The 21,619-nt window shown below is 41.1% G+C and carries 21 protein-coding genes; all 21 read left to right on the forward strand.

Annotation, left to right across the window (positions count from 1 at the left end):
* The first annotated feature begins 197 nt into the window (after positions 1–197).
* The 21 genes from QWZ17_RS10625 to QWZ17_RS10725 all read left to right on the forward strand — a co-directional run bounded on the left by QWZ17_RS10625 (position 198) and on the right by QWZ17_RS10725 (position 21,616).
* Positions 198–956: an SDR family oxidoreductase gene (locus QWZ17_RS10625; RefSeq protein WP_290305177.1), complete on the forward strand. Its 759-nt coding sequence runs from the start codon at positions 198–200 to the stop codon at positions 954–956.
* Between the two features lie 122 nt (positions 957–1,078).
* Positions 1,079–1,528 (forward strand): GatB/YqeY domain-containing protein, encoded by a 450-nt coding sequence (locus QWZ17_RS10630; RefSeq protein WP_290305178.1) that lies wholly within the window; start codon positions 1,079–1,081, stop codon positions 1,526–1,528.
* 160 nt (positions 1,529–1,688) lie between these two features.
* Positions 1,689–2,450, forward strand: a complete 762-nt coding sequence (locus tag QWZ17_RS10635) for an alpha/beta fold hydrolase (RefSeq protein WP_290305179.1) — start codon at positions 1,689–1,691, stop codon at positions 2,448–2,450.
* Position 2,451: 1 nt separating this feature from the next.
* Positions 2,452–3,114, forward strand: coding sequence for a CBS domain-containing protein (locus QWZ17_RS10640; protein WP_290305180.1), 663 nt, complete (start codon positions 2,452–2,454; stop codon positions 3,112–3,114).
* Positions 3,115–3,188: 74 nt separating this feature from the next.
* Complete coding sequence (locus QWZ17_RS10645) at positions 3,189–3,431, forward strand: four helix bundle protein (RefSeq protein ID WP_290305181.1); 243 nt, start codon at positions 3,189–3,191, stop codon at positions 3,429–3,431.
* Between the two features lie 236 nt (positions 3,432–3,667).
* Positions 3,668–4,555: an NAD kinase gene (locus tag QWZ17_RS10650; RefSeq protein ID WP_290305182.1), complete on the forward strand. Its 888-nt coding sequence runs from the start codon at positions 3,668–3,670 to the stop codon at positions 4,553–4,555.
* A gap of 9 nt (positions 4,556–4,564) precedes the next feature.
* Positions 4,565–5,356: a type IX secretion system protein PorG gene (gene porG, locus QWZ17_RS10655; RefSeq protein WP_290305183.1), complete on the forward strand. Its 792-nt coding sequence runs from the start codon at positions 4,565–4,567 to the stop codon at positions 5,354–5,356.
* A gap of 129 nt (positions 5,357–5,485) precedes the next feature.
* On the forward strand, positions 5,486–6,010 hold the full coding sequence (locus tag QWZ17_RS10660; RefSeq protein ID WP_290305184.1) for an ExbD/TolR family protein: 525 nt from the start codon (positions 5,486–5,488) through the stop codon (positions 6,008–6,010).
* Positions 6,011–6,454: 444 nt separating this feature from the next.
* Positions 6,455–7,195, forward strand: coding sequence for an undecaprenyl pyrophosphate synthase (gene uppS, locus QWZ17_RS10665; RefSeq protein ID WP_290305185.1), 741 nt, complete (start codon positions 6,455–6,457; stop codon positions 7,193–7,195).
* 63 nt (positions 7,196–7,258) lie between these two features.
* On the forward strand, positions 7,259–9,811 hold the full coding sequence (gene bamA / locus QWZ17_RS10670; RefSeq protein WP_290305186.1) for an outer membrane protein assembly factor BamA: 2,553 nt from the start codon (positions 7,259–7,261) through the stop codon (positions 9,809–9,811).
* 15 nt (positions 9,812–9,826) lie between these two features.
* Positions 9,827–10,357, forward strand: a complete 531-nt coding sequence (locus QWZ17_RS10675; RefSeq protein ID WP_290305188.1) for an OmpH/Skp family outer membrane protein — start codon at positions 9,827–9,829, stop codon at positions 10,355–10,357.
* 56 nt (positions 10,358–10,413) lie between these two features.
* On the forward strand, positions 10,414–10,926 hold the full coding sequence (locus QWZ17_RS10680; RefSeq protein WP_290305189.1) for an OmpH/Skp family outer membrane protein: 513 nt from the start codon (positions 10,414–10,416) through the stop codon (positions 10,924–10,926).
* A 66-nt stretch (positions 10,927–10,992) separates the two neighbouring features.
* Positions 10,993–11,835 (forward strand): glutamate racemase, encoded by an 843-nt coding sequence (gene murI, locus QWZ17_RS10685; RefSeq protein ID WP_290305190.1) that lies wholly within the window; start codon positions 10,993–10,995, stop codon positions 11,833–11,835.
* Between the two features lie 403 nt (positions 11,836–12,238).
* Positions 12,239–13,309 carry a complex I subunit 1/NuoH family protein gene (locus tag QWZ17_RS10690; protein ID WP_290305191.1) on the forward strand — a complete coding sequence of 357 codons (1,071 nt, stop codon included), beginning with the start codon at positions 12,239–12,241 and terminating at the stop codon, positions 13,307–13,309.
* A gap of 122 nt (positions 13,310–13,431) precedes the next feature.
* Entirely contained in the window at positions 13,432–14,022 is a 591-nt protein-coding gene (locus QWZ17_RS10695; RefSeq protein ID WP_290305192.1) for a 4Fe-4S binding protein, read from the forward strand.
* Positions 14,019–14,567 (forward strand): NADH-quinone oxidoreductase subunit J family protein, encoded by a 549-nt coding sequence (locus tag QWZ17_RS10700; RefSeq protein WP_290305193.1) that lies wholly within the window; start codon positions 14,019–14,021, stop codon positions 14,565–14,567. The genes QWZ17_RS10695 and QWZ17_RS10700 overlap by 4 nt, the downstream gene beginning before the upstream one ends.
* Complete coding sequence (nuoK, locus tag QWZ17_RS10705; RefSeq protein WP_290305194.1) at positions 14,564–14,872, forward strand: NADH-quinone oxidoreductase subunit NuoK; 309 nt, start codon at positions 14,564–14,566, stop codon at positions 14,870–14,872. Before QWZ17_RS10700 ends, nuoK begins: the two co-directional genes overlap by 4 nt.
* On the forward strand, positions 14,869–16,191 hold the full coding sequence (locus QWZ17_RS10710; protein WP_290305195.1) for a hypothetical protein: 1,323 nt from the start codon (positions 14,869–14,871) through the stop codon (positions 16,189–16,191). The genes nuoK and QWZ17_RS10710 overlap by 4 nt, the downstream gene beginning before the upstream one ends.
* Positions 16,192–16,193: 2 nt before the next feature.
* Positions 16,194–18,284, forward strand: coding sequence for an NADH-quinone oxidoreductase subunit 5 family protein (locus QWZ17_RS10715; RefSeq protein ID WP_290305196.1), 2,091 nt, complete (start codon positions 16,194–16,196; stop codon positions 18,282–18,284).
* 5 nt (positions 18,285–18,289) lie between these two features.
* A complete protein-coding gene (locus tag QWZ17_RS10720) occupies positions 18,290–19,894 on the forward strand; it encodes a complex I subunit 4 family protein (RefSeq protein ID WP_290305197.1) in 1,605 nt (534 codons plus the stop codon).
* Between the two features lie 6 nt (positions 19,895–19,900).
* A complete protein-coding gene (locus tag QWZ17_RS10725; RefSeq protein ID WP_290305198.1) occupies positions 19,901–21,616 on the forward strand; it encodes a DUF4139 domain-containing protein in 1,716 nt (571 codons plus the stop codon).
* Positions 21,617–21,619 lie beyond the last annotated feature (3 nt).

Below are 21,619 nucleotides of genomic sequence, written 5' to 3' on the forward strand. Positions count from 1 at the left end.
AAGGATTTTTTCAATATTTTTAAGCCCTCTTTGCGGCTTGCCGGAGAGAGGGCAGGGCCAGCGAAGCGTAGACCGGGTGAGTCTTCCCCCGGTTAGTTATCACCCCACAAACCCGCGCCATTCAACTAACATTACCTCCAAACAACAATAATTCAAACTAAAAAACATAATTTCGCTGCTATAGTTATCCTACTACTATGAGTAAAATTGCTTTAATAACAGGTGCTACCGCTGGTATAGGCGAGGCTTGCGCGCATGTGTTTGCGCGTGAGGGTTATAATTTAATCTTAACCGGCAGGCGCGAAGACCGCTTAAACAAAGTGGCATCGCACTTAAATGATAAATACAACGTAGAAGTTACGGCTATGTCCTTCGATGTGCGTAACCGTGCCGAAGTTATTGAAAACCTGAACGAACTTCCTGCCGAATGGAAGAAGGTTGATGTGCTGGTTAATAACGCTGGCTTAAGCCAGGGCCTTGACCCCATTCAAAAAGGCGACATTGACGATTGGGAAACCATGATTGATACCAACATAAAAGGTTTGCTTTACGTAAGCAAGGTAGTATCAAACTGGATGATTGATAATGGTAAAGGTCATATCATCAATTTAGGGTCAATAGCCGGTAAAGAGGTTTATCCTAATGGCAATGTATACTGCGCTACCAAGCACGCGGTTGATGCCTTAAATAAAGGTATGCGGGCCGACTTGCTGCCATATGGCATAAAAGTTACCGCGGTACATCCCGGTGCTGTTGAAACCGAGTTTTCGGAAGTGCGTTTTAAGGGTGATAAGGACCGCGCCAAAAAAGTGTACGATGGCTTTGAGCCGTTAGTTGCCGATGATATTGCCGAAACCATCTGGTTTGCAGCATCGCGCCCGGCCCACGTAAACATCAACGACCTGGTGATTATGCCAACCGCACAGGCAACGGCGACTAATATATATAGGAAGTAGATTATAAGTCGGGAAGTCCGAAAGTCGGGAAAGTCCGAAAGTAAAATATAATTGTAATAAGGTAAAAATCTTCCGGACTTTCGGTCTTTTCCGACTTTCGGACTAAAAACTAATCAAAATAAATGTCACTAATTACACAAATAGACCAGGATATCAAGTTAGCTATGCTGGCTAAACAGCCAGACCGTTTAAGGGGTTTGCGCGCTATTAAATCGGCTTTGCTATTGGCCAAAACAGAAAAAGGCGCCGCCGAAGAGCTTACCCAGGAAGGTGAGATCAAGGTATTGCAAAGACTGATTAAACAACGTAAAGAATCGGCAGATATTTATAAAACGCAAAACCGCGAAGACCTGTACGAAATTGAAATGGAAGAGATGCGCGTGATTGAGCCGTACCTGCCACAGCAGATGAGTCGCTTTGAAATTGAAGGTTATTTGCAGGACCTCATTAGCAGGCTTGAAGCTACTTCAGCCAAAGATTTGGGTCGTGTTATGGGCGTTGCCAATAAAGAACTTGCGGGCAAAGGCGATGGCAAAACAATCTCAGAGGTGGTAAGGCAATTGTTGGGTTAACCAACAATTTATCAATATAAGCTTAATATCTACATTGATAAATTATTACTATAATTGCTGAAACTCGTCCGCGATAAACTAATTTTATAGCGGATTAACACATTTTTATACTAAAAAGGGTTTTGGTATAGTTAATTGAAAATTAATACAGAATATTTATATGGATTTCGTGCTTAAAGAGGAACACGGTTTTAGTTACATCGATGAGGGCGAAGGAGAGGTACTGTTACTACTACACGGTTTAATGGGAGCCTTAAGCAATTGGGACGGTGTAATTGATGAGTTTAAATCAAAATACCGTGTAATAATACCTATATTGCCTATTTACGATATGCCACTGATTACTACAGGTGTAAAAAGCCTGTCGAAATTTGTGCATAAGTTTATTAAGTTTAAACAACTGAGCAATATTACCATTTTGGGTAATTCGCTTGGTGGTCACGTAGCCCTGGTTTATCTTTTAGCCCATCCCGAAAATATTAAGGCGCTGGTGTTAACGGGTAGCTCGGGTTTATATGAAAATGCTTTTGGCGGCTCATTTCCGCGCCGCGAGAGTATCGATTTTGTAAGAGAGAAAGTACAGTATACCTTTTATGATCCGGCCATTGCAACTGATGAAATGGTTAACGATATTCATAAACTGATTAACGATAGGCATAGCGTGCTCCGGTTATTGGCTATGGCAAAATCGGCCATTCGCCATAACATGAAAAAGGATCTGCATAAAATGACCCTGCCGGTTTGTTTGATATGGGGTAAGGATGATAAAATTACACCGCCAGAAGTGGCTGTAGAGTTTAATGAAGAGTTTCCGAACTCCGAGTTACACTGGATTGATAAATGCGGCCATGCGCCTATGATGGAGCGTCCCCAGGAATTTAATGTACTGTTGAGCGCGTTTTTAGATAAAATAAAAGCATAACATGATTGCAATTGAACTGATAGCAGATGCGATACCCCCGGCGCATACTTCTGATACGATACAGAAGGTGTATGAGCGCATGGTGGAGTTTCGCGTTCGCCATTTGCCAATTGTAAACGAAGAACAGTTTTTAGGCCTGGTTAGCGATGATGACATGCAAGCCGAAAGCGATAACCAAACACAGGTTGGCGCCTTAGCGTTATCGTTGGTAAATCCCTACGTTCGCGAAGATCAGCACGTATATGATGTTATCCGCCTTTTTCATGAGCGTAAGCTTACGGTGGTACCTGTTTTAGATTTGAAACAAAATTACCTGGGTGTTATCACCATAAATGCCATTACAGATTATTTTGCGCAAATCACCTCGGTATCCCAACCGGGCGGTATCATTGTGCTGGAGATCAACAACAAAAACAATTCGCTGGCCCACATGGCGCAAATAGTTGAATCTGATAATGCCCAGATCCTGAGCTCATACGTACAAACCTTCCCCGACTCAACCCGCATGGAAGTAACCTTAAAAGTTAACAAGCAGGATATATCAAACATCATAGCCACATTTTTGCGTTACGAGTATGATGTTAAAGCAACCTTTAACCATACAGATAATAACGATAACGCCAAAGACCGTTACGATTCCCTCATGAATTATTTAAATCTTTAGTTCATTGGTTCACTGGTTCATTCGTTCATTGGTGAAAAGTTCGATAGTTTGCCGGCCGCGAAAATAGTTCAAATATGAGTTATTATAGTCTTGAAGATTTAGAGGTATACAAATTGGGCGAAGGTTTTAGCGATGAAATATGGGTGATTGTTAGCGGATGGGATCATTTTGCAAAAGATACTGTTGGCAAACAAATAGTACGTTCTGCTGATTCTATAGGTGCTAACATCGCCGAAGGATACGGCAGATATCATTTCAAAGGAAATCGGAATTTTTGCTTTTTTAGCCGGGGTTCAATTTTAGAAACAAAAGGATAGTTACTAAAATCAAAAAACAGGAATTTGATAAATGACGATCAATTTAATTCACTATTTGAAAAATTTCAATCGATTCATCTCAAACTAAATGCATATTTAAAGTTCATTGGTAAGAACGCAAAAGTTAAAACAGAGTAATAAAGGTTGCTAAAGGGTATTGCCAAAATGCTGGCCGTTGCCTAACTGAATTGTTATCTCCGCGAAAAAGACCAATGAACTAATGAACCAATGAACTAATGAACCAAAAAATAGCAATTTACGGCCGGCCATTTAATGAACCATCGGTACTACCGTACATTCAGCAGGTATTTGATAACCTGGCCCACCACAATGTTGATATCTACGTACACCAGCTGCTAAACGAGTATTTGCAGGATAAAATAACAGGTGTACAATACAACGTGTTGCACACCACCGATTCGTTAAAAGGGTTTATAGATGTATTTATAACCCTTGGCGGCGATGGCACCCTGTTAGATATGGTTACCGTTATCCGCGATTCGGGCATCCCGGTAATCGGGATTAACTTTGGCCGACTTGGTTTTTTGGCCAGTGTAAATAAAAGTGATATCAATGCCGCCATACACGCGGTAGTAAATAAAGAGTTTACACTTGACTGCCGCGAACTGCTCAAAATAGATTCAAAGGCTGATACTTTTGGTAACGATAACTTCGCGCTTAACGATATTACCATTCATAAACGCGACGACGCGGCTATGATCATCACCCATGTGTTTTTAAACGATGAGTTTTTAAACTCCTATTGGGGCGATGGCTTGATCATATCAACATCAACAGGTTCAACCGCTTATTCACTAAGCTGCGGCGGACCGATCATCTTCCCGCAATCAAAAAGTATAGTAGTTACCCCGGTATCGCCTCATAACTTAAATGTAAGGCCAATTATTTTGCCCGATAACAGCAAACTGTGTTTTGAGGTTGAAACCCGCAGCTCCAAATACCTGGTATCATGCGATTCGCGGATGGCTGTTATGGATGAAACCGTGAAGTTTCATGTAGAAAAAGCAGGCTTTCAGTTAAATTTAATCCGCCTTAATAATGAAAGTTACTTAACCACGTTAAGAAACAAACTATTATGGGGACTGGATGCCCGTAATTACTAAATTTGTTGAATGCCTAAAATTGTACTTTTAATATTACTGTTACTCGCTACTTGTACATTGCAGGCTCAAACCTGGGAAGTAGGGGGCACTTTAGGCGGTGCCGGCTACATCGGCGATCTTAATCCCAACAATCCTGTAAAAATAAGTGGCCCTTCGGCGGGTTTATTTGTTAAACGCAATTTTGATGGTTACTTATCGGCCCGGCTAACTTTTAGTTACGCTAAGTTTGGCGCGGCAGATAGTACATCATCCAATCAGCAGTTTCGTGATCGTAACTTAAGTTTTACCGATGGCATAAAGGAATTGACAGCCATAGGCGAATTTAATTTTCTGAAATACATACCCGATGCGGGGCCTAATAAATTTACACCTTTTATATATGCCGGTATTGGCATAACAGCATATGCGCCGCATGCTGAATACAACGGGCATACATATGGTTTAAGGCAATTAAAAACCGAAGGCCAAACTGCTCCTTATGGCACCAATACGGTGGTTATTCCTTATGGCGTGGGTATTAAATACAATATCTACGGCAAATTTAACGTGGGGGCTGATATTGGATACCGTTATACTTTTACCGATTATTTAGATGACGTAAGCGGCAGTTATGCTGATAAAAATAAACTGACATCCAGTTACGCGAAGGCCTTGTCAGATCGCTCGGGCGAAAAAACAGGGATTTACATCGGTACTGCCGGCACCCAGCGCGGCGATTTTAAACCCCGGGATACTTATTTTCTGCTCAACTTCACCATTTCTTACACATTTGTAACCCAGCGCTGTTATTTTCAGAATTAAATTCTATTAAATTATATAATTCAAAATTTAATTTTGAAAAATGTATAATAATTGATTTTATAGTTCGTTATTTGTAAATAATCGGTATTTAATACTGGTTTTTAAATTTAACCTTAAATCTATAAAGTCATGGCCGAATTAGCTTCCTCAACCCCTCGCTCAGGCGCAGCGCGTGGTCGTAAAAAAATGAATGTACGTATCGATCTTACCGCCATGGTCGACCTGGCCTTTCTGCTCATCACCTTTTTTATTTTAACAACCACGCTTGAAAAAAGAAAAGCTATGGATGTAGCTATGCCAATAAGCGACGAGATTGGTCAACCAGTACCTGCAAGCAGGAGTCTCACTATTTGCCTGGGCAAAAACAACCAGGTGATGTACTACCTTGGTGAACTGGCAAAACCTGTTATCGCGCCAACCATCACCAATTTTAGTAGTGCTGGTTTAAGGCAAACACTAATTGAAACCGGTAAAATGATCAGGGCCAAATACGGCAAAAATATGATTGTGCTGGTAAAGCCAAGTGATCACTCCAAGTACAGCAGCCTGGTAAGTACCCTTGATGAACTTAACATTTCTCAAACACAAATATATTCTATAGTTGATATAGCCCAGCCAGATGTGGATGCCTTGAAACAAAAAGGGGTTTATTAAAAAATTGACCATCCTTATCACCCTCGTTAAAGCCGGGCATTTGAGCAATCAGCGCCTGGTTTTTTGTTTTATAGCCATTACATAGCGTGTAATAATAAATTTCACATAGCATGTGCTTTATTCCTTTTCCTTTGTGCCATGTACCTTTAACCTTTCGCCTTTAACCTTCAATACATGCCGTTTTATGGGTTTTTGATGACATTTAAAGCCTTTATTTACAATAAGATTTTCTTTTGCAATTGCATACTAAAAAAATACAAAGTAAGTTTTACCTTTGTCCCCTGAAAAAACCGGAAATTTGGCAATTTTAGATGTCTAAGCCCGGTTAATTGGTAACGCATATTAGTCTAAAAAACAAATATTTATTAGACATAGCATTGATACACGCATAAAACAGGCATGTCTTTTATATAAGCCATAACGCCGGCTTTTTATTTGAACAATATGGAATATTTGGATCAGATTGATTTGTTGAAATTGCCTAAGCATGTAGCTATCATTATGGATGGCAACGGTCGTTGGGCAAAAGAAAAAGGCAAATTGAGGGTATTTGGTCATCATAACGGGGTAACATCTGTACGGGATGTGGTAGAAGGATGCGATAAAGTAGGTGTTAAATATATTACACTATATACCTTCTCATCAGAAAACTGGAATCGTCCTAAATTTGAGGTAATGGCTATTATGGAATTGATGGTAAGCACCATCCATAAGGAAATTGCCGGCTTTATGAAAAACGACATTAAGCTTAATGCCATAGGCGATTTGGATATGTTACCCGCAAAATGTTTAAAGGAGCTTAATGCCGCTATGGAAAAAACCAAGGGTAATACCGGGGTGGTTCTTACATTGGCTTTAAGTTATGGCTCCAGGCGCGAAATTTTACGTGCTGCAAAAAACATAGCGGCGCAGGTAAAAAGCGGCGAGCTTGAAATTGAAGATATCAACGAAACTGTTTTTGAACGTAATTTATTCACCAATGATATGCCCGACCCTGAATTACTGATCAGGACCGGTGGGGAGTATCGGATAAGTAACTATTTATTATGGCAAATAGCCTACGCTGAGTTGTATTTTACAAACAAGCTATGGCCCGATTTTAGAAAGGAAGATTTGTACGAAGCTATCGTTGATTACCAAAAACGCGAGCGCCGTTTTGGTAAGACCAGCGAGCAGGTTAACTAAATTTTTTCTTTTAACAAATTTTAACAACTGTATAAATTAATTTTAGCCCACTAAAATATTCGAATGTATAAATTTCTTTTTGCTATTCTTTTCTCTGTTTTTGGTACTGCTGCCTTTGCCCAGATTTCCAATTCGCCAAGGCAACCCCTCACCAAACAGATACCGGCCGATAGTTTAAGTTACCTTAATCCGCACGATTATATTATTGGTGGTATTACTGTAAGTGGGGTAAAATATTTGGATAAAGACAATTTAATATTGTTATCAAAATTAACCAAAGGCGATAGGATCAATATTCCAGGCGAACGTAATGCCGAAGTAATAAAGAAATTATACGAACAAGGCTTGTTTGATGATGTACAGTTAAACATCACTAAAATTAACCAGGATACCGTTTATCTTGAAATTGTGGTTGTTGAGCGCCCGCGTTTATCACGGTTACACATAACCGGTATCCGTAAAGGCGAGATTGAAGACATCCAGAAAAAGTTAACCGATAAAACCGGTAAAATTGTAAACGAAAATCTACTAAGCACAACATCTGCCATCATTAAAAGGCATTTTAACGAAAAGGGCTTTTTAAATACTACCGTTGTGATGACGCAACGCAAAGATCCGGGAGATGCCAACAGTGTTATACTGGATGTAAAAGTTGATAAAAAGACCAAGGTGATGATCAACAACGTTACGTTTGAGGGTAACAAAGCGTTTTCGCAGGGCGAATTACGCGGTTACCTGAGCAAAACACGTAAAAGAAGATGGTATAACGTTTTTGGTTCAAAGAAATTTAAGCAGGATAAATACGACGAGGATAAGGTAAACCTGGTTGAAAAAATGCAGGCCAAAGGTTATCGCGATGCCGAATTGGTTAGTGATTCTGTTTGGAAAAACGATGATAAAACCGTTAACGTAAAGCTAAAAGTTTACGAAGGTCCTAAATACTTTTTTGGTAAAGTAAAATGGAGCGGCAACGCCAAATATCCAGCCTCATTGCTGGATAGGATCATGCACATTAAAAAAGGCGATGTATTTAGCGAGGATGAATTAAATAAAAGATTAAGTGGCCCTACGCCAAGTAATGATGATGTTTCATCGCTTTATTTAAATGATGGTTATTTAACCTTTAGCGCAGATCCTGTTCAAACCAAAGTTTATAACGATACTGTTGACCTGGATATCAGGATTTATGAAGGCCCGCAATACACCATTAACCGTGTAAGCCTTAAAGGTAACGATGTTACTAACGATAAGGTGGTAATGCGCGAAATTCAAACCAAACCAGGCCAAAAATTCAATAAAGAGTTATTAATCCGCAGTGCGCGTGAAATTGGTCAGTTAGGTAACTTTGATGAGCAAAAAACCGAGCCTAAGCCAACCAACATCAACCCACAGGATGGTACGGTAGATATTATCTACAACGTTGTTGAAAAACCTTCGGATCAGATTGAGTTATCAGGTGGTTTTGGTGGCGGACAGCTGGTGGGTACATTAGGCCTTACATTTAACAACTTCTCGTTAAGAAACATATTTAACCTTAAAGCTTACAAACCACTGCCAAAAGGTGATGGTCAAAAATTAAGCTTAAGAGGCCAGTCGAGCGGTCGTACTTATCAAAACTTCTCGTTCACATTCTCTGAGCCATGGTTAGGTGGTAAAAAACCAATTTACTTTGCATTATCGGCATATACACAAGGTAGTTCAACCGGACAGTATTATGCAAAATCGAGCCCTTACTATAATAACCTGCGTATCAATGGTATTGGTGTTACTTTGGGTAAAAAATTAAGATGGCCGGATAACTATTTCCAATTAAACTACTCGTTAAACTTTGACCACTATAACCTGGATAACTACACTGGTTACCTGTTTAGCAACGGTACATCGTTCAACATCAAGTTAACCCAGGAGTTAACCCGTAACTCAATTGATATGCCTATTTTCCCTACACAGGGTTCAAATATCAAATTTACGGTACAGGCAACGCCTCCATATTCATTGTTTAACAACGTTAACTATAAAGTAGCAACCCCGCAGGAGCGTTATCACTTTGTAGAGTATTACAAATTTAAATACGATGCGCAATGGTTTACCAAAGTGGTAGGTAAGTTTGTACTGATGAGCCAGGTGAGGTTTGGTTTCCTGGGTATGTATAACAAAGAGGTAGGTCCTTCGCCGTTTGAGCGCTTTAAATTAGGTGGTGACGGTATGCAGAGTTACCAGTTTTTACAAGGTAGCGAGATCATTGGTTTAAGAGGTTATCAAAACTTCTCTATTGTGCCAGAAGGTTCAAACGAAAACCAGAACAACAACACAGGTAGCACCATCTATAATAAATATACTTTAGAGTTGCGTCACCCGGTTATTGCCAGCCAGTCGGCTACTATATTCCTGTTAACATTTGCAGAAGGTGGTAACGTTTGGAACAATTTCAGCCAGTTTAGTCCGTTTAACGTAAGGCGTTCGGTAGGTGTGGGAGCAAGGATATTTTTACCTATATTTGGATTGCTTGGATTAGATTATGGTTACGGATTTGATAAAATACCTGGTGCACCAGATGCAAATAAAGGCCAGTTCCATTTTACAATTTCTCAGAGTTTATCCGGCGGATTTAATTAATTTGCGCAGCGATATATGAAAAAGATAATTTTAGTAGCCATTTTAACGTTTACAGCATTTGCCGGGGCTTATGCGCAACGTTTTGCTTATGTTGATTCGGAGTATATTCTAAAGCACATGCCAGAGTATGCATCGTCTCAAAAACAATTGGCCGCGTTATCTGATCAATGGCAAAAAGAAGTTGACGGTAAATTTCAGGAAATAGACCGTTTATATAAGGCATACCAGGCCGATCAGATACTGATGACGCCAGATATGAAAAAACGCCGTGAGGCCGAAATTGTAGATAAAGAGAAAGCCGCCAAAGATTTTCAACGCCAGAAATTTGGCCCCGATGGGGAGCTTTCACAAAGAAGCACTGCCTTGGTTAAACCAATTCAGGATAGGGTGTCTAAAGCTGTACAAGCTGTTGCCGAGAGTAACGATATAGACATGATGTTTGATAAAAACAGTGAAGTGATCATGCTGTATGCAAACCCAAGGTTTGACAGAAGCGCTGATGTAATTACCAAATTGGGCCTTAAGCCCGGCGTATTAGCCAAGTAAACTTTTGAATTAAATAAAATAAGAACAGAACTATTATTAAACACAGGACAAGAAAAATGAAAAAACTATTTAAAGTTGCTTTAGTTGCAGTAGGAATGATATTTGCCGGCAACTTTGCCCATGCACAAACTAAAATTGGTCATATTAATTTTAACCAGCTGATTGACTTGCTACCAGAAACTAAAACAGTTTCAACCCAGATTCAGGCTTACCAAAAACAATTCATTGACCAGCTTACAGCAATGAATAACGAGTATACCACAAAAGGTCAGGATTTTCAAAAAAACCAGGCTACCATGACCGACGCTGTACGTACCGTAAAAGGTAACGAATTGCAGGACATTCAAAAGCGTATGAACGATTTGCAAACCAGCGCTCAACAACAAGTTGAACAAAAGAAAAACGAATTAGGCAAACCACTTTTTGATAAAGCTACCGCTGCTGTAACCGCAGTTGCCAAAGCAAAAGGTTACGCTTACGTTTTAGATTCATCACAAGTAAGCTTATTGGTATCACCAGAAGCTGATGATTTGTTGCCGGCAGTTAAATTGCAATTAGGTTTAAAATAATATCAACCAACCGTCATTTATAAAAGAGCGCCCCGTATTTACGGAGCGCTTTTTTTATGTTTGTATATGAGCAAGCAACCTATAGGTATTTTTGATTCGGGCTTTGGCGGCCTTACCGTATTTAAATCTATTTATAAGGAGCTGCCCGGTTATGACTATATATACCTTGGCGATAATGCCCGGGCACCTTATGGCAACCGCTCATTTAAAACTATCCACGAGTATACCTGGGAGTGCGTGCAATGGCTTTTTGCACAAGGTTGTCCGTTAATAATTGTAGCCTGTAATACAGCATCGGCCAAAGCGCTGCGCACCATACAACAGCAAGACCTTAAAAATGCCGATCCAACAAAACGCGTACTTGGCGTTATACGCCCCACCGCCGAAATTGTAGGCAATTATACCGATACCAAACACATAGGGGTACTGGGCACCAAAGGCACGGTGCAATCAGGATCGTACCTGTTGGAGATCAACAATTTTTTCCCCGATGTGAAAGTGCATCAGCAGGCCTGCCCGCTTTGGGTGCCGCTTATTGAAAACGGAGAGTATGACCAGCCCGGTGCCGAATACTTTGTAAAGCTATACCTTGACGAGATTATGGCGCAGTCGCCCGATATTGATACCATGTTGCTGGCCTGTACACATTACCCCATCATTAAAGATAAAATTGAAGCCAATTTGCCTGCTCATGTAAAGGTAGTTTCGCAGGGCGATATTGTCGCCAAAAGCCTGGTTGACTACCTGCACCGCCACCCAGAAATGGAAGGCCGCCTCACCAAAACCGGCACCCGCCAGTTTTTTACCACCACAGATGACACCGCCGATTTTGATCATCATGCATCCCTGTTTTTCTCAGAACCCGTAAAGTCGACTTACATTGCGGCTAATGATTTGGTTAGGTGTTAGTGAGTGGTTGATTAGTTGAGTGGTTGATTAAGTTGGAATGAGTTGGATTAGCTTAATTCGGTTGGAGTAAGTTGATTGAGTCAATTCGCGCGCTAATTCTTAACTGGCCTAAATCAATAAATTCAGGGTGATCTTCTAATCTTGCCAATCAGCGTTAATCCAATAATCTGTTGCGCTTTTTGTTGCGATTTTAAAATATGAAATATTATAATTAATTGATAATCAACATATTGAAATTTTATATTTGTTTCACTTGTTGCGAACGCAACACTTTTGGAAAATATTTAAAAAGTCTTAATTCTTGATTCTTGTCTCTTGATTCTGTCCCCAATCAATATATACTAAACTTGTCGTCTAAATTAACCCAACATTTAGTAAGTTTGCAGCTTTAGCAAAAAAGCGCTTGAATTATTATATCACATATTTTATTGTAGCTATAGGGTTGTTCAGTTTTTCGGCCTTTTTTGCGTTGGCGGGTGTGTATGCCGAGCGGAAAATCTCCGCATTTATACAAGACCGGCTCGGGCCAACCGAAACCGGTAAATTTGGTTCGTTGCAAACTCTGGCCGATATTATGAAGATGATCCAAAAGGAGCTCATCATCCCGGCCGCTGCCGATAAATGGCTGTTTATGCTGGCACCTGCTATCATCTTTATCGCCGTTTACATGGGCTTTGCCGCCCTGCCCTGGGGGCCGGGGCTTATCCCATCCAAAATAAATTTGGGTATCTATTATATCTTCGCTATCATCTCTATCGAAACATTGGGTATCCTGATGGCAGGTTGGGGATCAAATAACAAATATTCCGTATTGGGCGCTATGCGCTCGGCCGCGCAGATCATCTCTTACGAGATCCCTGCCGGTTTTGCCATTATATCGGTAGTAATGATAGCCCAAACGCTCGATCTGCAGGTGGTATCGATGCAGCAAGGGATCTTGGCTGTCGAAAAAATAAAGTTCGCGGGCTTTTGGGATGTAACCAAAATTGGTGGTTTGTTCAGCTGGAACATCTTCCGGGCACCGCACCTTATCATCGCTTTTGTGATCTATTTTATCGCCTCACTTGCCGAGAGTAATCGTGCGCCGTTTGATATTCCGGAAGCGGAATCAGAATTGGTGGCCGGTTTCCATACCGAGTTTACAGGCATCCGCTTCGCGCTGGTTTTTTTGGCCGAGTACTCGATGATGTTCCTGGTGAGTATGATAGGCGTGATCCTGTTTTTAGGTGCCTGGAATACACCGTTGCCAAACATAGGCCCGGTACATTTGGCTACCTGGACAACCAATATGTGGTGGGGCATTTTTTGGGTAGCTATAAAAACATTAGGCCTCGTAGCCATCCAGATGTGGATCAGGTGGACACTGCCCCGTTTCCGGGTAGATCAACTCATGAACCTCTGCTGGAAAGTATTAACCCCGCTGGCATTTTTATGTATGCTGATATCGGGTGTGTGGCGATTGTGGCTAATGTAGGGGGAAGAGAATCAAGAACCAAGAGTCAAGAATCAAGACAAGGAAAAAGTGTTAGAAAAAGGATTTCAGATTTAGAATTTGGCGATTAGAGTTTAGAATTTATTTTTTAGAATTTCAAAGATTTGTTCAATAAAGTAATCAACGGTTTTACAACGGCATGGAAAGGTTTAAGCCTTACCGTGAAGCACCTGTTTGCCAATAACTCGGCCAGGAAAATTGTTACCGTGAGCGATACCAATTACTTTAAACAACTGGAGAACGGCACCAATACCATTCAATATCCAAAACAGGAATTACCCGTGCCCGAAATTGGCCGGTACCAGCTGGATGTGGAAATGGACGATTGTATTGTATGCGATTTATGCGCTAAGGTTTGCCCGGTTAACTGTATAGATATTGAAGCCATAAAGGCTACCGAAGCCATCGGTCAAACATCTGATGGTACCACCAAGCGTTTATATGCGGCCAAATTTGATATCGATATGGCCAAATGCATGTATTGCGGTCTGTGTACTATTGTATGCCCAACCGAGTGTATTGTAATGACCAATCAATATGATAAAACCGTATTTGAGCTAAGCGACTTGGTTTACCAGTTTTCAGATATGCCGCCAGAGGTAGCTGCCGAAAAACGTGCACTGTTTGATAAACAACAAGCCGAAAAGCAAGCAGCCAAATTAGCCGCTATGAAACTAAAGGAGGGAGGAGCATGAGCTTGATCCGCCTGCTGTTTTATTTCATGAGTTTTATTGCTATCGCGTCGGCTTTGTACGCGGCATCAACTCAAAACCTGGTGCGTAGTATTTTTGTGTTTTTTGTAACGCTGTTTGCCCTGGCCGGTCTGTACGTTTTATGCCTGGCCGATTTTGTGGCCGTAACCCAGGTAGTAATTTATGTAGGTGGTATTTTGGTGCTCATCCTGTTCGCGTTTATGCTGTCGGGTAAAGAGACCTTGGATGTAATGCAGCAGCAAAAAGGCAAGTTTTTTAGCTTAGGTAAATTGCCTGCCATATTATTGGCGGCGCTGTTTTTTATTGTGATGATTAATGTGGTGTTAAAGGCCGATGCTGATAATTTGCCCTGGGTAAAAGATTCCATCGCCAATAACAATACCATAACGCCCAATACGGCTACTATTGATAATATAGGTGTTAATTTAATGACGCGCTACCTGCTGCCTTTTGAAGCCATTTCGGTTTTATTGCTAATGGCATTGGTAGGCGCGGCCCACTTGTCAAGAAAGGAGCCGGAAGCATGATTACCCTGACCGATTTTTTGATTGTAAGTGCAGCCCTGTTTTGCATTGGCTTGTACATGATCATATCTAAGCGCAACGCCATCCAGATCCTGATTGGCATCGAACTGATCCTAAACGCCGCCATATTAAACCTGGTAGCCTTTGGCAAGCACGATGCTGTAAATAACAGCGGACAAATCTTCGCGCTATTCGCTATTGTTTTGGCCGCCGCCACAACCGCGGTAGCTTTAGCTATTATCCTCAACGTATACCGGAAATATAAAACTATCGATCCTGATAAGATCAATAATTTAAAGGATCAATGATGAAGAAAATCAAAATTGTTTTACTATTTGTTGCGCTGCTTGCCTGTAAACAGTCTTTTAGCCAGGTTGATATGAAGGATCTGCATGAAGTTGACGGCAAAATATACACGAAAACCAATACACTTTATACCGGTGATTTTTTTGCCAATGGGAAATCGGGTACACTAAAAGTAAAAGGGTCTATCAAAAATGGCTTACCCGATGGTTTAGTTATTGGTTATTTTGATAATGGGAAGAAGAATTTTGAATTGACGATGAAAGATGGCAAAAGAGATGGGCCTGTTAAAGAGTATTTTGAGAGCGGCAATCTGAAGGCTGAAATGAATATAGTTAATGAACTTAGGGATGGGCAGTCATTAACTTACTACGAAACCGGTGAAAAACATACAGAAGCGACTTTTAAAAACGGTGTTGAGGTTGGCGATTTTATAGAATACGATAAGCTGGGTAAGGTAATTCATTCTGTTAAATTTGCCAATGGCCGGCCAGACTACGGAAAACAGATTAATGACCTGCTTAGCCAGGCTGATAGCTTAGCACATCAGTATAAATCTGACGAAGCCATTGCGCTGTATACCAAGGCCATCGAAATTAACCCCAAAATAGCAGAGCTATACTTTAACAGGGGAGCAGCTAAAGGTCTTAAGTTTGATATGGATGGGGCGATTGTTGATTATGATAAAGCTATCGGATTGAACCCGGAATATAAGGAGGCGTATGCCAACCGGGGTGTGGCCAAAATAAACCAATATACCAACAAAGGTATTATTGAACTTACTGCCGAACAATCAAAACCCGGTTGCGACGATCTTTACAAAGCCCGCGACCTCGGCGATGACGCTGCTGTTGAAGATATGATATATGCGCATTGTGTAATCAATAAGCACCAAGCCGACTCAGCTGCCCGGGCAGCTACAAATAATTCAGAAGGTGATACTAAAACATTCCCTTTTGTATTTTGCGATGGCAAAAAGATAGATCAATCTTCATTAAATAAAATCAATCCCGAAGATGTTTTAGAGGTAACTGTTATTAAAGATGGATCGAAAACCGCACAATACGGCGCAGAAGGAAAGAATGGTGTGATATTAGTTACGACCATTAAATTCGGGATTCAAAGCTACCAGCAAAAGTTTTCTGCATTATCTGCCGATTATGCTAAAGCGGTGCGTACCCCAGATGTTTTTTCATACCAGGTAGATGGGAAGCCAATTACCGGTAAATTATCTGAAATAGTTGGTAAGCTGTATAACTTAAAAGTGGATACTATAAAATTGATAAGCATTAAAAATAAAACTGTAAGTATCGCAACCCAATAACCTTGAACAACACACTATCCCATACCGATACCACCCTCATCATCTGCACCCTTGCAGCTGTAGCATTTCCGCTGTTTGCTGCTTTGGTTAATTTTTGCCTGCCGGTAAAAAGTAAGGTTGCGGGTTGGGTATCTGCATTGGCTATTTTACTGGCTTGTATCTTATCGGCTAAAGTATTTGCAGGGGTATGGAACGCGCCTCAATTGCACGTACAGCAGGTTTGGTTTACTATTGGCAATACCAAAGTGTACGCCGGGATATTGTTAAATAATCTTTCCGTTTTAATGTTGTTGCTGGTATCTCTCATTGCTTTGCCTGTGCATGTGTACTCTACCGCGTATATGAAATATGACGAGCGGTATAGCCGGTACTTTACTTACCTCAGCTTTTTTTGCTTTAGCATGCTGGCTTTGGTGGTGGTAGATAACCTGGTGCTGTTTTACGGTTTTTGGGAGTTGGTAGGTTTTTCATCGTACCTGCTTATAGGTTTTTGGTTTACAAGGGATAAAGCGGTACAGGCTAATAAAAAAGCCTTTATCATGAACCGGATAGGGGATATTGGTTTGTTAAGTGCAATCCTGATATTATTCCTGGTTTTCCACACCTTTGATATTGATCGTTTATTTGGGCGTAATTCAATAGTTGCCCAGTCGGTTTTATTAACGGGACATTGGACATCGGCTAATGAAAACAACTGGATGGTTGACGGTATTTCTTACCAGTTGCCAGCCGTGTGGCAATACGTTGCTTTTGCAGGTATACTATTAGCTGTAGCCGCTAAATCGGCACAATTTCCACTACATACCTGGTTACCCGATGCGATGGAGGGGCCAACATCGGTATCGTCATTAATTCATGCGGCTACCATGGTCGCGGCAGGCGTATTTTTGTTGGGCAGAGTTTATCCCATGTTTACGCCAACCGAGCTTACCATATTGGCCGTTATGGGTTGCTTTACAGCCTTTATGGCCGCTACCATAGCACTTACCCAAAATGATCTGAAACGCGTTTTGGCGTACTCTACCATATCGCAATTAGGCTTTATGGTGTTGGGTATGGGGGTAGGGGCGTATTCATCGTCGCTGTTTCATTTAGCTACGCACGCGTTTTTTAAATGTTTATTGTTTTTAGTAGCAGGCATTGTTATCCATGAGATGCAGCATGTGAAGAAAGATAATCATCTTGATTTCGATCCGCAGGATATTTTATTAATGGGCGGCTTGCGCAAAAAGTTGCCGCTTACTTTTATTGTAGCTATTGTTGCCGGTTTGGCTTTGATTGGTTTACCACTTACATCCGGTTATTTATCCAAAGATGGCATCCTGATCCAGGCCTTTGAATGGAGCGATGGCAAAAATACATGGTTTAAAATAATCCCGGTAACAGCCTTGATTACCAGCTGGCTTACCGCTTTTTATGTGGCAAGGCTCATCTTTAAAGTTTTCTTTGGCGATTTCAGGCTGCAAAACATCTACCCAAATCTAAAACTGCACATGAGGGATGGCGGCTGGCAGTACAAAGTACCGGTGGTTTTATTGGCCATTTGCTGTTTGTTCCCGCTGTTTTCCTTTAATCCTTTCTCCTATGAAACTTCGTGGCTGTTTAAGGGAATGGATATTGCACGCATAGCCAAATTTGAAAGCACCTATCACCTCATCATTCCGGTTTTAGTAAACCTGGTGAGTTTGGTGGTGTTGTACCTGGCTTATGCTATCTACGTAAAGCAAAACAGCTCTGCTTTTTCGCAAACAGGTTTCTTTTACCGTTTATCATACAATCAATGGTATATTGATAAAATCTACAAAAAAGTGTTTGTAAAACCTGTGCTTGGTTTGGGCAAGACGCTTTTTTGGTTTGATAAAAATATCATTGATGGCTTTGTGCACCTGTTGGCAAATATGGCCGGTTGTGTGGCCCGTTTTTCGGCCTGGACGGATAAATACATTGTTGACGGCTTTTTACATTTGCTGGCCGCTATGGTGCAAAGCATTGGCAATTTTGCACGTAAGTTTCAAGGCGGTAAAGTGCAATACTATTTGTTTAGCATGCTGGTGATTGTACTGGCGCTGTTTCTTTTTAAAATACTGATATAAACCTGATGAATATATTAACCTTACTCATATTTATACCTGTACTCTTTGGCATTATCATCATGGTGCTGCCATCAAACATGCGTAACAGTTTTAAATATATCACGCTGGCGGCTACATTAATCCAGTTGGGTATCAGCATATGGATGTACCTTAACTTTAAAACAGGCGCAAATTTTGGTGGTATTAACCATGAGGAGCAGTTTCAATTTGTGCAAAAAATCCCCTGGATCAGCCTTAACCTGGGTGGCATGGGTAAAATGCAGATTGATTATTTTGTGGGGATTGACGGGATTTCTATAACCCTGCTGGTGATGACATCATTTGTAATGGTGATTGCTACGCTTGCCTCCTGGGAAATTAAAAGTAACCTGAAAGGTTTCTTCCTGTTATTTTTACTGTTGGATATGGCCGTTATCGGTGTATTCTGCGCGTTGGATTTCTTTTTATTCTATCTGTTTTACGAGTTGATGCTATTGCCATTATACTTCCTGATAGGGATGTGGGGCGGCGTGCGCCGCGAATATGCTGCCATTAAGTTTTTCCTGTACACACTATTTGGTTCGGTATTTATGTTGCTGGTGATGGTGGGCTTGTACTTATCAGTAACCGACCCGGCAACAGGAGCGCATACCTTCAACATGGTACAAATGATGAATCCGGCCAATTATGATCAGGGTTCGGTATTCTCTTTGGCCGCGCATCGGCATATCCTGGGCATGTCTGCACGTACAGTTGGTTTTGTGGTACTGTTTATCGCTTTTGCTATTAAAGTACCTATAGTACCATTGCATACCTGGCTACCCGATGCCCACGTGGAAGCGCCAACACCCGTATCTATAATACTGGCCGGTATCCTGTTAAAAATAGGGGGCTACGGTATTATCAGAATTTGCCTGGGCATCTTCCCCGAAGTAGCTACTACCTACGCCTTTTGGCTTGGTTTAATTGGGGTTATATCTATACTATACGGCGCGTTCAACGCCCTGGCGCAGCGGGACCTGAAGCGAATGATCGCTTATTCATCCGTATCGCATATGGGCTTTGTATTACTGGGTATAGCTTCGCAAACTGCCGAAGGCATCAGCGGCGCGGTAATGCAAATGGTAAGCCACGGCTTTTTATCAACCATGCTGTTCTTTTTGGTGGGTGTTATCTACAACCGTGTGCACGACAGGGATATTTACCATTTCCGCGGACTGGGCACCTTGATGCCTAAATATACTGCCTTTGTAATGATCGCTTTTTTTGCCTCTTTGGGATTACCCGGCTTCTCGGCTTTTGTGGCCGAAGCTTTTACCCTTGCAGGTACTTTTAAATCGCATAGTGTAAACGGCCTGTTGCCTTATTGGATGGCCGTTTGCGGTACCGTGGGCATCCTGTTAGGAGCAGCCTACTTTTTATGGACACTGCAACGCATGTTCTTTGGCAAGGAATCATTAAAAGGCGGCAGCATCTGGAAAATAGCGCTTACCGATTTGAACCTTCGGGAAAAATTGACGCTTGCGCCACTGGCTATTATTGCCCTGGCTTTAGGTGTAATGCCATCGTTGGTCTTTGACAAGGTGAACGATTCTGTATTGGCCCTCATCCAGTTTTTACAAACAAAATAATTGATAGTGTATCAGCATAAATTCTTTTATGGAAAAAAGCATGCCACTGCATCTTTAGTTTACCCGGCCGCCTTTGAGGTTGGCAGGGGCAAACTAAAAGCAAGTATTCATTTAACCGAAGATGTTATGTTCAAAAAACTATCAACTGCTATTTTTCTTTTTATAGCCATTGCCGCCAAAGCTGATGAAGGACAAAAGGTAGCTTCCAAAGTGCAAAAAGTTACCGTGTTTTTAAGAGGGGCGCAGGTAAGTCGTACCGCGCAGGTAAGTATCAATGCAGGTACATCCGATCTGGTGTTTGATGGTATTTCGCCTGGTATTGATGTAAACAGTATACAGGTACATGCCAACGGCGAGTTTACGGTGCTTTCGGTAAAAAGCGAGATCAATTATTCTGAGGCCCTTAAAAGCGCTAAAGCGAAACAAATAGAAGATTTGCGGGCTTTGCAAAAGGGAATACGGGATAAAACAGACATGTTATCTAACATGATTTCTATCTACCAAACCGAAGAGGCAGTGTTAGCCAAAAATCAGTTTGTGAGGCCCGAAAATCAAAATCTTGATGTAGCAAAATTAAAGCTGGCACTTGATTTTCAAACTGAACGACTTACCTCATTAAGGCAGAAAGAGCGGTTGATTAACAACCAGGTAACAGCTTTGAATGATGAATTTCAAAAATATGAAGATCAGATCAACATCATCAATCAGCAGGAGGATGTTTCAAGTGCTAACATTATTGTAACTGTTGCTTCAAAAATTGCTTTACAATCGGCTTTTACTTTGAGTTACGTTGTTGGTAATGCCAGTTGGTATCCAAGTTATGATATCAGGGCCAAAAATGTAAACAGTCCGGTTACTATTGTTTATAAAGCCAATATATCGCAAAAAAGCGGTGAAGACTGGCGAAATGTAAAGCTTTCTTTATCAACCGGAAACCCATCTGTTAACAATGTTAAACAGGAGCTAAATCCTTATTTTGTAAACTTTACCCCAAAATATGAGAAAAATTATAGCCAGAGTACCGGTTCGGTAAGCAGTTTAAGCGAGGTTGCTGTTGTAGGATATAGCTCGCGGAATAAGGAGTACACTTTTCCGGTTCAGGTAAACATGGTAGAAAATCAAACCAATGTTGAATTTAATATCGATAATCCATATTCGATAAAAGACGATGGCAAGGTTTGCCAGGTAGAGATTAACCAGGTTGCCACCAACGCAAGCTATCAGTATTTTGTAGTTCCAAAACTAAGTACCGATGTGTTTTTAACCGCCCGCATCACCGACTGGAATAAGTTTAATTTTTTATCGGGCGAAGCCAATTTGTATTATGAGGGTACTTACGTTGGCAAATCTAAAATTGATACGCGTGGTACAAACGATACTTTAAGTTTGCCTTTGGGGGTAGATAAAAACATCCTGGTTAAACGAACACTGGAAAAAGGTTTTGTAGATAGATCGGGGTCAAATGCAAAGGAAACTCGTAATTGGTTAATTGAAGTAAAGAACCGGAAAAACCAGAAAGTGAATTTACTGGTGGAAGACCAGGTACCGGTTTCACAGAATGCATTGGTAATAGTTGATGTTCAAAACACATCCGGTGCAAAACCTGATGATGCTACCGGCAAACTTTCATGGAATTTCCTGCTAAATTCGCAGGATGATAAAAAAGTACAGTTAAAGTACCTGGTTAAATACCCTAAAGATCAATCAGTAATAGTTCAATAATAT

This window comes from Mucilaginibacter flavus (assembly GCF_030409315.1).
GTDB classification, from domain to species: domain Bacteria; phylum Bacteroidota; class Bacteroidia; order Sphingobacteriales; family Sphingobacteriaceae; genus Mucilaginibacter; species Mucilaginibacter flavus.

Bases quoted from the DNA above. Each gene is read 5' to 3' on its own strand.
- QWZ17_RS10640 (WP_290305180.1), top strand. From the start codon at position 2,452: ATGATTGCAATTGAACTGATAGCAGATGCGATACCCCCGGCGCATACT.
- QWZ17_RS10635 (WP_290305179.1), top strand. From the start codon at position 1,689: ATGGATTTCGTGCTTAAAGAGGAACACGGTTTTAGTTACATCGATGAG.
- QWZ17_RS10700 (WP_290305193.1), top strand. From the start codon at position 14,019: ATGAGCTTGATCCGCCTGCTGTTTTATTTCATGAGTTTTATTGCTATC.
- QWZ17_RS10710 (WP_290305195.1), top strand. From the start codon at position 14,869: ATGATGAAGAAAATCAAAATTGTTTTACTATTTGTTGCGCTGCTTGCC.
- QWZ17_RS10625 (WP_290305177.1), top strand. From the start codon at position 198: ATGAGTAAAATTGCTTTAATAACAGGTGCTACCGCTGGTATAGGCGAG.
- porG (WP_290305183.1), top strand. From the start codon at position 4,565: ATGCCTAAAATTGTACTTTTAATATTACTGTTACTCGCTACTTGTACA.
- QWZ17_RS10630 (WP_290305178.1), top strand. From the start codon at position 1,079: ATGTCACTAATTACACAAATAGACCAGGATATCAAGTTAGCTATGCTG.
- bamA (WP_290305186.1), top strand. From the start codon at position 7,259: ATGTATAAATTTCTTTTTGCTATTCTTTTCTCTGTTTTTGGTACTGCT.
- nuoK (WP_290305194.1), top strand. From the start codon at position 14,564: ATGATTACCCTGACCGATTTTTTGATTGTAAGTGCAGCCCTGTTTTGC.
- QWZ17_RS10650 (WP_290305182.1), top strand. From the start codon at position 3,668: ATGAACCAAAAAATAGCAATTTACGGCCGGCCATTTAATGAACCATCG.
- QWZ17_RS10660 (WP_290305184.1), top strand. From the start codon at position 5,486: ATGGCCGAATTAGCTTCCTCAACCCCTCGCTCAGGCGCAGCGCGTGGT.
- QWZ17_RS10680 (WP_290305189.1), top strand. From the start codon at position 10,414: ATGAAAAAACTATTTAAAGTTGCTTTAGTTGCAGTAGGAATGATATTT.
- QWZ17_RS10645 (WP_290305181.1), top strand. From the start codon at position 3,189: ATGAGTTATTATAGTCTTGAAGATTTAGAGGTATACAAATTGGGCGAA.
- murI (WP_290305190.1), top strand. From the start codon at position 10,993: ATGAGCAAGCAACCTATAGGTATTTTTGATTCGGGCTTTGGCGGCCTT.
- QWZ17_RS10675 (WP_290305188.1), top strand. From the start codon at position 9,827: ATGAAAAAGATAATTTTAGTAGCCATTTTAACGTTTACAGCATTTGCC.
- uppS (WP_290305185.1), top strand. From the start codon at position 6,455: ATGGAATATTTGGATCAGATTGATTTGTTGAAATTGCCTAAGCATGTA.
- QWZ17_RS10720 (WP_290305197.1), top strand. From the start codon at position 18,290: ATGAATATATTAACCTTACTCATATTTATACCTGTACTCTTTGGCATT.